Source organism: Gracilibacillus boraciitolerans JCM 21714, assembly GCF_000521485.1.
Classification (GTDB): domain Bacteria; phylum Bacillota; class Bacilli; order Bacillales; family Amphibacillaceae; genus Gracilibacillus; species Gracilibacillus boraciitolerans.
Map to the genome: position 1 here is coordinate 41810 of NZ_BAVS01000021.1, position 11017 is coordinate 52826.

General features: G+C 34.5%; 10 protein-coding genes and 3 pseudogenes. 6 read left to right on the forward strand and 7 right to left on the reverse strand.

What is annotated here, in order from left to right; all coding sequences use genetic code 11:
• Nucleotides 1-123 precede the first annotated feature (123 nt).
• Both JCM21714_RS12590 and mgtE read right to left on the reverse strand, forming a co-directional pair.
• Nucleotides 124-1978 (reverse strand): annotated as a pseudogene (locus JCM21714_RS12590) (monovalent cation:proton antiporter family protein).
• A gap of 24 nt (nt 1979-2002) precedes the next feature.
• Nucleotides 2003-3367 (reverse strand): magnesium transporter, encoded by a 1365-nt coding sequence (gene mgtE / locus JCM21714_RS12595; RefSeq protein ID WP_035724814.1) that lies wholly within the window; start codon nt 3365-3367, stop codon nt 2003-2005.
• A gap of 209 nt (nt 3368-3576) precedes the next feature.
• Between mgtE and JCM21714_RS12600 the strand changes: the two genes are divergently transcribed.
• A complete protein-coding gene (locus tag JCM21714_RS12600) occupies nt 3577-4773 on the forward strand; it encodes an FtsW/RodA/SpoVE family cell cycle protein (protein ID WP_035724817.1) in 1197 nt (398 codons plus the stop codon).
• Between the two features lie 31 nt (nt 4774-4804).
• A pseudogene (gene prpE / locus JCM21714_RS12605) lies at nt 4805-5540 on the forward strand (bis(5'-nucleosyl)-tetraphosphatase PrpE).
• Nucleotides 5541-5576: 36 nt separating this feature from the next.
• Here the strand turns inward: prpE and JCM21714_RS24785 are convergent.
• The 5 genes and pseudogenes from JCM21714_RS24785 to yjbM form a co-directional block, all read right to left on the reverse strand.
• The gene (locus tag JCM21714_RS24785; protein WP_439644470.1) at nt 5577-5720 is read right to left on the reverse strand and encodes a hypothetical protein; all 144 of its coding nucleotides are present in this window, start codon (nt 5718-5720) and stop codon (nt 5577-5579) included.
• Nucleotides 5659-5961, reverse strand: a complete 303-nt coding sequence (locus JCM21714_RS24790) for a pseudouridine synthase (protein WP_439644467.1) — start codon at nt 5959-5961, stop codon at nt 5659-5661. Before JCM21714_RS24790 ends, JCM21714_RS24785 begins: the two co-directional genes overlap by 62 nt.
• Nucleotides 5909-6472, reverse strand: coding sequence for a pseudouridine synthase (locus JCM21714_RS24795; protein WP_439644468.1), 564 nt, complete (start codon nt 6470-6472; stop codon nt 5909-5911). Before JCM21714_RS24795 ends, JCM21714_RS24790 begins: the two co-directional genes overlap by 53 nt.
• 6 nt (nt 6473-6478) lie before the next feature.
• Nucleotides 6479-7284: pseudogene (locus tag JCM21714_RS12615) on the reverse strand (NAD kinase).
• 13 nt (nt 7285-7297) lie between these two features.
• Nucleotides 7298-7924 carry a GTP diphosphokinase gene (gene yjbM, locus JCM21714_RS12620; protein ID WP_035724818.1) on the reverse strand — a complete coding sequence of 209 codons (627 nt, stop codon included), beginning with the start codon at nt 7922-7924 and terminating at the stop codon, nt 7298-7300.
• A 188-nt stretch (nt 7925-8112) separates the two neighbouring features.
• Here yjbM and JCM21714_RS12625 point away from each other — a divergent pair, with 188 nt between their 5' ends.
• From JCM21714_RS12625 to JCM21714_RS21700, 4 genes are all read left to right on the forward strand, one after another.
• Nucleotides 8113-8694 (forward strand): CYTH domain-containing protein, encoded by a 582-nt coding sequence (locus tag JCM21714_RS12625; RefSeq protein WP_035724820.1) that lies wholly within the window; start codon nt 8113-8115, stop codon nt 8692-8694.
• Nucleotides 8695-8868: 174 nt separating this feature from the next.
• Complete coding sequence (locus JCM21714_RS12630) at nt 8869-9270, forward strand: globin domain-containing protein (RefSeq protein WP_035724828.1); 402 nt, start codon at nt 8869-8871, stop codon at nt 9268-9270.
• Entirely contained in the window at nt 9267-10163 is an 897-nt protein-coding gene (locus JCM21714_RS12635; RefSeq protein ID WP_035724822.1) for a ClpXP adapter SpxH family protein, read from the forward strand. The genes JCM21714_RS12630 and JCM21714_RS12635 overlap by 4 nt, the downstream gene beginning before the upstream one ends.
• 250 nt (nt 10164-10413) lie before the next feature.
• Nucleotides 10414-10590 carry a hypothetical protein gene (locus JCM21714_RS21700; RefSeq protein WP_235182828.1) on the forward strand — a complete coding sequence of 59 codons (177 nt, stop codon included), beginning with the start codon at nt 10414-10416 and terminating at the stop codon, nt 10588-10590.
• Nucleotides 10591-11017 lie beyond the last annotated feature (427 nt).

Below are 11017 nucleotides of genomic sequence, written 5' to 3' on the forward strand. Positions count from 1 at the left end.
AATCACTCACCTTTTGATCAATATATCATATTTTTCTCAAGAATGTATGAAAACTAGATATAAGATAAACGAAATCATAATACAACGCCCTTTACGCTTTGTTAAGGGGGGGCGTTATATTTGTTACACATATTCTAATAGCTGCTGGAGTTCCTCTACATATTCTGAGGATCCTGTTACAATTAACCGGTCGTTTAAATGTAATTCTGTATCACCATGAGGCACAATCGAATCATTCCCCCCGGAAGATTCTAACCATAATCACATCTCCGGTAAAAGGAAATTTCCTTAAAATAGTTCCATCATAATTAGAATTATTCATGTTTAGCTCATATAGAGCACTATCTTGCTGGGTAAATATATTAACAACATTAGGTGCTTCAATCATTGCTTTCAATAACGTCTTAGCAGATAATAAAACTGAGAATACATCCACACCCATTTCATTAAGTCGCTTTTCAATAGCTGGTATTTCTATTCGGGCAATCACTCGTTCTACTCCAATTCCCTTGGCATAAGCAGCAATTTCTTCGTTTCTTTCTTCACTTCCTGTAGAAACTACCACAATATCATTATTAAAAACTCCTGCAGCTTCAAGTGTATCAATTTCATAACTGTCTAATTCATTTATATCAAAAATCGATCTGCTTTGTGAATCCTCTATCTTTTCTTGTCTAGTATGGAAAAGGTGCGTCTCAAACTCCTTAGGATCTAATTCACGAACTACCGGAATCGTTGCTTGGTTTGTACCAATAAAAGAGACGGACTGCTGATATCCGGTTTCCTTTTGGTGCACATAGTATTTTTTGAAAAATGCTGGTGTAATAATACAGGATAACACTGCAACTAATACAAGTGCACCATGCATTTCTGCTGTAATAATTTCTAATCGTTCCCCGATTGTTGCAGCTGCTATTACTAGCGATAAGGTAGAAGTTAACAGCATACTTGCCGCTACCACAGTTTTTGTGTCATACCATTTTCTCAAGATGGCAACAGGTAAAACTTTAGAAATAAGCAGAGCTAAAAATAATAGTGGAATCAAAGCAAGAACTTTCGGTTCATCAAATAATGCCCACAGATTCAAATTAACTCCAACCATTACAAAAAAGATTGGTATTAGGAAGCCATAACCAAAGCTATCTAATTTCTGAACCAAGTCTTGATTTGGGGCTAAAAGAGATACTAACGCTCCAGCTAAAAAAGCACCTAATATATTTTCAGCTCCTACCGATTCAGATAATGCGACAAGGAATATAATTAAGGTAAATACAGCCCTTGTCCCAATTTGAATCGTACCTTTTGACATCGTTTCGATAAAGGATTGGTTTCGAAAATACTTCCCAACAAAATATAGTAATATACCGACACCAAACAATATCAGCAGCAACCACATATTACCTGACTCATCCCCCCCATAAAAGGAAACGAATACTGCTAATAGAATCATGGTGACTAAATCTGCAATAACAGCAATCAAAAGAATCGTTTGACCTACATTAGTTTGAATGGCTTGCGCTTCTTTTAATGTAGGCACAACCACTCCTAACGAAATTGTCGAGATAATTAATGTCATTAGGTACACATTATCGATGAATCCAAAAATAACAAATAAATAAGATAAGATAAACGATAAAATTAAAATACCCACAAATACAATACTTGCTAAGAATACAGGACTCGGTATATGAGTGGTTGACTTATTTGGACTTTTACTTTTTTTATTAGAAAAAATCGAAAAATCTATTTCTAAACCACTTAAGAACATTAAGAAAATGAAGCCAAGTGTCGATAAAGTCTGTAACCAATTACTCTCCTCCACTAAGTTAAAACCACTCTGTCCAATTATCAAACCAATTATAATTTCTGCCACCACAACAGGGATCATTTTCAACCGGAATCTGTGTAATAAAATTGGTGTTAAAAATGCTGCGATGATAACAATCACTAATGAACTGACAGATTCGCCTTGTTCCATGTTACAGCAACTCCTCTCCCCCCCTTATATTAAAAAGTTCATAAAAATGGTAGCCAGACCAAAGTATATAAAAATAGATGTTAAATCATTTAATGTAGTAATAAACGGTCCAGATGCCACGGCCGGATCAATATTAAATCGATACATAATTAATGGAATAAACGCACCAGATACTGTTGAAACCAGCAGGGTGGCCATAATGGAAATACCTACAAGGATACCTAAGAAAACATCACTATACCAAAATGCAATTAATAATGTAATAATAACACCACAGGACAGTCCAGTAATTAATCCTGTTTTTGCTTCCTGCCAAATCACTGCCATATTTCCTTTTTTCCTCATTTCACCAGTTGAAATGCTTCTAACCGCTACAGCTAATGCTTGTGTACCTGTATTACCGGCCATACCTGCTATGAGTGGAATAAATACTGCTAACATTGCTACTTTATCTAAGGTTTCTTCAAAGCGACCAATAACACTGGCTGTTAACATTCCTAAAAACAATAATATAATTAACCATGGCAAACGCTTTTTAGCAGAAGATAATGCATTATCACCACTGCGCTCCACATCTGATATACCTGCAAGTTTTGAATAGTCATCACTTGCTTCTTCTTCCATAACGTCCATAATATCATCTACGGTAATAATTCCAAGTAAGTGATCTTGAAAATCGACAACAGGTAATGCCAAAAAATCATAATCACGCATCATTTGTGCAATATCTTCTTGGTCTTCTCCTACCGGTACAGATACTACGCGCTCACTCATTACTTCTTGAATCAACCAATCGCCTTCCGCAATAATTAGATCTCTTAACGAAATAACGCCTACTAACTTTTTATAAAAATTTACAACGTAGATATAATAGATTGTTTCAGCCTCAGGTGCTGCCTTTCTTAGGTGTTGCATTGCTTCCTTCACTGTCATTTCCATATCAATCACAACAAATTCGGTTGTCATGATACTGCCGGCAGTTTTTTCTTCATAATGAAGTAATGCTTTTATTTCATCAGAAGCCTTTTTATCCATAATCGTTAAGAAGCTGGCCACTTTATTTTTATCTAATTCATTTAAAATATCTACTGCATCATCCGTTGACATGTTTTCCAATATTTTTGCAGCAAATGCTGGAATCATTTCAATAATAAATTCATCTACAAGATCACGATCTACCTGTTCAATTACTTCTGCCATTTCTTCTGGGGAAAGGTAGGAATAAATTAAAACACGTATATTCCCATCTTGCTCTTCAAAAATTTTCGCCTGATCATATGGATGCAATTCTAAAAATTCTGCCCTAAACTGATCAATTTGTTCATCTATTAAAGCTTTTTGTATTTTTTCCCACATCTCCATTCTCTCTTGTTTTTCTAAATGTTCCACTATTCCGCCCCCCCTGTCACACTTTGTCTTTTTATTTTAGGATGTTAAAAGAATAACATATCCCGAAAAAAATTACGCTAATTTTACACATTCTTATCATTGATACATGTTAAAATAGTCAAAGAATCTTATTGTTTTTTATTCTCAAAGAAACAATAATACTCTATACTAGGAATAGACTAAAATTTCAAGAAAAGAAAGGTTCTATTATGTCAGAAAATAATACAAATGCAAAACTAGATTATTCTTTAATATTTATCATTATTTTATTAGCAATTATAAGTGTGTTCACTTTATATACGTTGGATCCATATTTAGATCAGAATCCATTGTTTCAAAATATGTATGTTAAGCAAATCGTATGGTATATTGCTGGATCGATAGCTATCGCAGTAATTATGATGTTTGATTACGACCGGTTTAGACAAGTATCATGGGTACTTTATGGAATAGGTTTAATTTCACTTATTATGCTTTATTTTCACTTTCCTCCAGGTATAGCTCATGAAGTAAAAGGGGGGGCATGGGGCTGGTTTAGTTTTCCCGGAATTGGAACAATACAACCTGCCGAATTTATGAAAGTATTCTTGATCATTTTTCTTGCTCATATTATGGTAGCTCATAATGAAAAATATCCAGAACACACGATAAAGATGGACCTTTGGTTACTTTGTAAAATAGCGATTGCAGCACTTGTTCCTATCTTCTTTGTTGCGCAACAACCCGACCTTGGTGGGGGGGTATTGGTATTATCTGCTATATCAGCCTGCATGATACTTGTTTCAGGTATTAAATGGCGAATCATTTTAACTATTGTTGGTACCGTATTATTAAGTTTTATCACCATAATCTATGTATATCTAACCTATCCGGATAAAGTAAATGAATTTTTATATGATAAAGATTTAGGACATGTGGTAGCACGCTTTCAAGGATGGTTGTTTCCTGATGACTACAGTCAAGAAGGTGCCTATCAAACGCTAAATGCAATGAAAGCAATAGGCTCCGGCCAGTTAGTTGGAAAAGGAATAGGTGACTTCGAAATGACCTATAAAATTCCGGAGTATCATACCGATTATATTTTTTCTGCTATTGCAGAACAATTTGGATTTTTCGGTTCAAGTATACTAATTCTTATTTTTTTCCTATTAATTTATCGTTTAATTTTTATTGCGCTAAAAAGTAAAGATCCGTTTGCTAGTTATATGGTAACAGGTATAATTGGCATGTTCACCTACCAAATTTTCCAAAATGTTGGTATGTCTATTCAATTGTTACCTGTAACAGGACTTCCTTTACCTTTTATTGGTTATGGAGGCAGTTCGACATTAACTTACATGATTGCGATTGGAATCGTATTAAGTGTTTATTATCGTATAAAAACCTATATGTTTGACGAATCCTAAAACTAAATGAAGCAGATAGGAGTTTTTCACAATGAAAGTAGATATAGTCGGTGATATTCATGGTTGTTATCAAGAATTAATGGATTTATTAATGAAGTTGGGTTATCAATGGTCTGAAGGGAATATCTATCACCCCCGACAACCGACAGCTTGCATTTGTAGGAGATTTAGCAGATAGAGGACCTTGTTCATTAGATGTTATTCGTTTCGTTTACCATGTTGTTATTGAGCTCAAACAAGGTTTTTATGTACCTGGTAATCACTGTGATAAGCTTTATCGTTATTTTTTAGGCAATAAAGTCATACCACAACATGGGTTAGAAACAACCATTGCTGAGTATCAAGAGCTTTCTACACAAGAACAAGAAATAGTAAAAAAGATGATGATCACTTTATATGAACAGGCTCCACTCTATCAGGTAATACATAAAATAGATACCGTTATCGCACATGCAGGTATTCCGGAAAAGTATATTGGGCGTAATGATAAAAAGGTAAAAACATTTGTGCTATATGGTGATATAACTGGAGAAACACTACATGATGGAAGACCTGTCCGCAGAGATTGGGCGCAACACTATCAAGGAAGTCATTGGATTGTTTACGGGCATACCCCCCCTGTCTTAGAGCCACGGTTTGTCAATCATACCGTGAATATTGATACTGGCTGTGTTTTTGGTAATCGCCTAAGCGCCTTTCGTTTACCAGAAGAGCACATTGTCAGTGTCCATTCCCAACAACCTTTTATACAAGAAAAGTTTAGCTAACCTTCTGAATTGGTAGTTTGTAAAGCGATATATGTGTTACTTTAATCTTTGCCATGCTTGTGCTATATCAGTTGCGAGTGGAATATTAAACTGCATTCGCTCTTTTGTCAACGGATGGTTAAATGCTAATTGATGACAATGAAGTGCTTGACGTCCCAATGTCGTTGTTTCTCCCCCCATAGAGATCATCTCCAATTAAGGGATGCCCAACAGCTGAAAAATGAACTCTAATTTGATGGGTTCTTCCAGTCTCTAAGCTGACTTCCACTAAGGAAGCATTGTTTAGTTCTTCTTTTACTTGGTAATGTGTAATAGCTCGCTTCCCATGTGGTGAGACGGTGCGTTTAATAATCGAGTCTGCATCTCTTTCAATAGGACAGGATATTGTACCTTTTTTTTTCTTGCAATAGCCCTGTAACAATGGCTTGGTATTTTCGATTTATTGTATGTTGATGTTGATCACGAAATAATATGGAATGAATGTAGCGGTTTTTAGCTATTAATAGTAACCCTGATGTATCACGATCTAATCTCGTGACAACATGTACCGTATATGTTATCTGTTGTTGATCATAATAATAAATAACACCATTTGCCAAAGTATGACATGGATGAAGACGCGATGGTAACGTAACTATATTAGCTTTCTTATTTAAAACTAATAATGCGACATCCTCATAAACAATATCAATCGGTATATCCTCAGCTACTAATAATTCACTTCTTTTTTCGGCTGGAAAAACCACTTCTATCTGATCGTTTTCTTTAAGCGTATAACGGACATTTACTTCCTGGTCATTGACTAATAATTTACCCTCTTCAAATTTAACTGCAGTTAGTAACCGTTTTGAAATGCCAACTACATTCATTAAATAATCTCTTAATAACAGACCCGCATGCTCTTCATTTACATTCCATTTCAATTTGATCACCAACTCTTATCTTTCATCAGATATGAAAGAATCATGAACCTTTTCCAAAATGGGAAAGCTCTAAATCGAGCAAAGCGAATTTTTTCATCAGAGACTCGACATTCAATCCTGTCAATATTATCGTAAATATCATTATAATGATCTAACGTAATTAAAAAATTGCGATCCTGATATAACGGTAACAACTCACAAACATGATGTTTCGGTAAAATTAATGGTGATCCAATTGTACGAAAAACACGATTATTAATCGATGCCATTTCGGCAATTTGAAGAGCATCTAAAGAAGGATGAATGATTGCACCACCTAACGCTTTATTGTATGCAGTACTTCCTGAGGGTGTTGAAACACATAAACCATCTCCTCTGAATCGTTCAAAATGCGCGCCTTTTATATGCACATCGATTACTACTGTACCTTCATTTGATTTAACCGACACTTCATTCAATGCTAAAAAGTGCTTATAACCTTCTCCATTTTTCGAATGAATTTTTACATCTAATAATGGATATTCCACTACTTCAAATGGTTTTTTTGCTATTTCGATAATTAATTTTTCTACTTCTTCCGGTACCCAGTCAGCGTAAAATCCTAAATGTCCCGTATGTATACCTATAAAGGCTGTATCTTTTAATCGATGCTGATAAGAATGAAAGGCTTCTAAAAAAGTCCCATCCCCCCCGCCAACAGAAACAATCAGCTCTGGTTCCTCCTCATCAAAAACGAAATCAAAATCATCTAAATATTTTTTCATTCGTCCCTTAATCATTTCTGATTTTTGATCACTTCTGGATAAAATTGTATAGTGCATGTTCATACCTCCATTATTTCTCGCGTATTTGTTTATTCGTCTTAAACATCCTTTGAGCATCTTGAATTTCGTCTTTTATTTTTGCCATCTCTTCATCCAATTTAAAAGCTGCTTCTGCTGCACGTTTTAATCTATCTTGCACTTTTACTGGTATTCGCCCTTCATATTTGTAATTAAGCGTATGCTCATTCGTCGCCCAAAAGTTCATTGCTAATGTCCGAATTTGAATCTCTGCTGTTATTTTTCTTTCGCCATGAATGGTTTCGACAGGGTAGGAAATAATTAAATGATAAGAACGATAGCCACTTTCCTTTTTATGATTTATATAATCTCTTTCTTCGATAACTTCGAAATCATTACGAGAACATAATCGGTGCATAATATCATAAATATCATCAACAAATTGGCAAACCACTCTCACACCTGCAATATCTTGTAAGTCTGTCTCTATATCTTCCATATGTATATTCTTGCGATTCATTTTATCTATAATACTTGATACAGGCTTTACTCTACCTGTTACAAATTCTATTGGTGAATGGCTGGATTCATATTCAAATTGAGATCGCATTTCTTTTAGCTTTACTTTTAACTCTTCCACCACTTGCGAATATGGAGCCAAGAAATTTCTCCAATTCATTTCAAGCACCACCTAATTTATCTTTATCAGTGATTATTTTACCATATTTCAAAAAAAAGAAGTAATGATAGGCTATTTCGTATTCTTTGATTTTTCAGATACAATCCTTCAAAATAAAATAGACATCATTTACAGGATAAAATCACAGGAACATAATTTACAGTTAAGATAAAGAAGGAGTTGAAGATGTGGCACAGGAAGTTGAGATTGAATTTAAGAATCTTTTAAACAAAGCGGAATATCACCACCTTGCTGATCATTTTCGTTCACATAAGTTCACAACAACAGAACAAATTAATCATTATTTTGAAACTTATGATTTTCAACTAAAGAAACATCATGCAGCATTACGTATTAGAGAAAAAGCCAGAAGTTTTCAATTAACATTAAAACAACCCAATCCTAAAGGTGCTGGGTTATTGGAAACACATGCTGACTTAACAGAAACAGAAATGAATGAATGGATAAGTGGCAACTACATTTCAAAAACAGAAATTCAAAATGCTCTGAATGCTATACAAATTCACTTAAAAGATTTGAAATATGGTGGCATGTTAAAAACCTTTCGAATGGAAATAAATTATAAAGATACGCTACTTGTATTAGACAAAAGTGAATATAATAATCAGACAGATTATGAATTAGAATTAGAAGCACAAGAAGAAAAACATGGCTACAAAGTTTTTAACGAGATACTTAATGAGCACCAAATTCCTAAACGATCTACTGCAAATAAAATTGAACGATTCTATCAGTCATTAAACATTTAAAAGATTATCCATATAGGATGTGAACACTGTATAATAACAGTTAAACCCTTATTAAACATGGTGTTTTATCATCAAAACACATAATTTGCTAGTTCGCTATAAACACTGTTACAATATAGTAACATAAAGAATAATATTCTTCTTTAGTGACATGGTATGAAAGGTATGAAGGATATGACAGATTCAGTGCGCTCCATATATGAGATGATTGGCGGACAACAAAAAATTGAAGAATTAGTTGAGGCTTTTTATGCAAGAGTTTCTAAACATCCTGATCTAATTCCACTTTTTCCTGATGACTTTACAGAAGTTGCAAGGAAACAAAAACAATTTTTAACTCATTTTTTTGGAGGTCCACCGTTATATATACAAGAACATGGGCATCCAATGTTAAGAAAGCGACATTTACGCTTCCCTATCACTCCAACAAGAAAAGATGCCTGGTTAACCTGTATGGCAGGTGCTTTGGAAGAAGCAAATATTAAAGAACCTTATCGAAGTGCAATGTTTGATCGGCTTACATTAACAGCCAATCACATGATGAATACACCTGAACAGAAAGGAGAATCATTGTGAATTGGAACTCTGCCGGGTCCTGGCAACATCAAGATCGCAACCAAACAGCGCATTATCACTTTATTGATGTTTTAAAGAAACCCATTGAGATATATTTGTTTGTTGATCCCCCCCTCTGTCCAGAATGTTGGTCATTGGAACCATATATTAAAAAACTCACCATTGAATATGGTAGATTCTTTACAATTCGGACCATTTTGAGTGGGCAATTAATAAATCTGCATAAAGATAAATTTGAAAAACCACGTAAATTAAAAGATATGTGGGAAAAAACCGCAAGTCGAACTGGAATGAGTTGTGATGGTGATTTATGGATAGAAAATCCGATTCATTATCCATGGCTTACTTCCATTGCTATTAAAGCAGCTGAGCTACAAGGAAAAAAAGCAGGCAAGCGGTTTTTACGTAAATTACAAGAGAACGCTTTTCTTGATAAACAAGATATTTCACAAGAAGAAATATTAATCAGTTGTGCGAAATCCGTTCATTTAGATATTGATGAATTTAAGGGGGATCTTTATTCCCATTCCTCAAAAAAAGCCTTGCAATGTGATCTGAAACTCACGAAAGAAATGGATGTCGAATATATTCCGACGATGGTTTTTTTTAACGAATCAGAAGATGATGCAGGATTAAAAATTTCTGGTATTTATCCATATGAAATTTATGTAAAGGTATTAAAACAAATGCTCCAAAAAGAACCATTACCAGCAAAAAAACCAAAGCTGATAGACTTTTTATCCCACTATGATTTTGTTGGAACAAAAGAAATAGCGGTTGTATATGATTGGTCGATAGAAAAGACAGAAAAGGAAATGAAAAAACTTCAACTCAAGCAGCTTGTTGAAAAAGTACCGGTAAAATTCGGCTACTTTTGGAAATATGCTAAATAAAGTAAAGCAAAAGAGTACTTGTCTTCATGACATGTACTCTTTTGCTTTACTTATTACTAGATAAGGGGGGGATGAGTGAAAGTTTTTGGTCAAACAAAGGGATTTTTTGTTTAATTTATACTTAGTATAGTAAGTATTTACGTGATAAAAAATAAAATTGTGAATTAATTCACAATTTTGTCGCACGTCTATTTTCGTAAGCTTCGCATAGATAGAAAGACTTATCAAGTTTAAAAAGGTGGTGCTGGCCATGCGTTTATTATTGCTTATTTTACCTTTATTTGCTCTCATCTTAAATATCTTCGGTTTAATGCGTCTTATACCTTTATATTTCACAATACCTCTATTATTTGCATCCATCTATATGACCGTATATTTCTTTTATGATAAAAAACAATTTAAAGGATTTAGAAAGGTCACCCACTAAGGGTGACTTTTTTTATAAGATAAGAAAGTATAAAATCCTTGTTATTACAGTATTTATACCAAGTAATACAGTTATGTAATGGAGTATAAATTGTAAAAACTCTATGTTGCCATTTTGAAATATTTTTATGTGTATGTCCAATGCTTCGGCCCATTACTTCGCTTTCACTCAAGGGTACAAGTGCAACATCTACTCAAGCAAAGATCGCTTTCGTAGTGTTTTCTATGCCGCCTGGCACGGCCTCAACTACCTTTGCAAAGAAAAACACGTTACAAAGTGGATTTTCGGCTCGCGCTGTTTCGAAGAGCAGGACGCTCAAGTGTCGACGTTGGCCACAGAACGTGGCCGCTTTTAGTCGACCCAAGGAGTCTACGTAATGGGGGGGTTCCGCAAATGGCAGACGCTATAACTTTAGTCAGAAGTAGCC

What these genes read in the sequence shown, in the direction of transcription:
- JCM21714_RS12600 (WP_035724817.1), top strand. Translation starts at nt 3,577, where the DNA reads ATGTCAGAAAATAATACAAATGCAAAACTAGATTATTCTTTAATATTT.
- JCM21714_RS24785 (WP_439644470.1), bottom strand. Translation starts at nt 5,720, where the DNA reads ATGGGGGGAGAAACAACGACATTGGGACGTCAAGCACTTCATTGTCAT.
- yjbM (WP_035724818.1), bottom strand. Translation starts at nt 7,924, where the DNA reads ATGAATTGGAGAAATTTCTTGGCTCCATATTCGCAAGTGGTGGAAGAG.
- JCM21714_RS12630 (WP_035724828.1), top strand. Translation starts at nt 8,869, where the DNA reads ATGACAGATTCAGTGCGCTCCATATATGAGATGATTGGCGGACAACAA.
- JCM21714_RS21700 (WP_235182828.1), top strand. Translation starts at nt 10,414, where the DNA reads ATGCGTTTATTATTGCTTATTTTACCTTTATTTGCTCTCATCTTAAAT.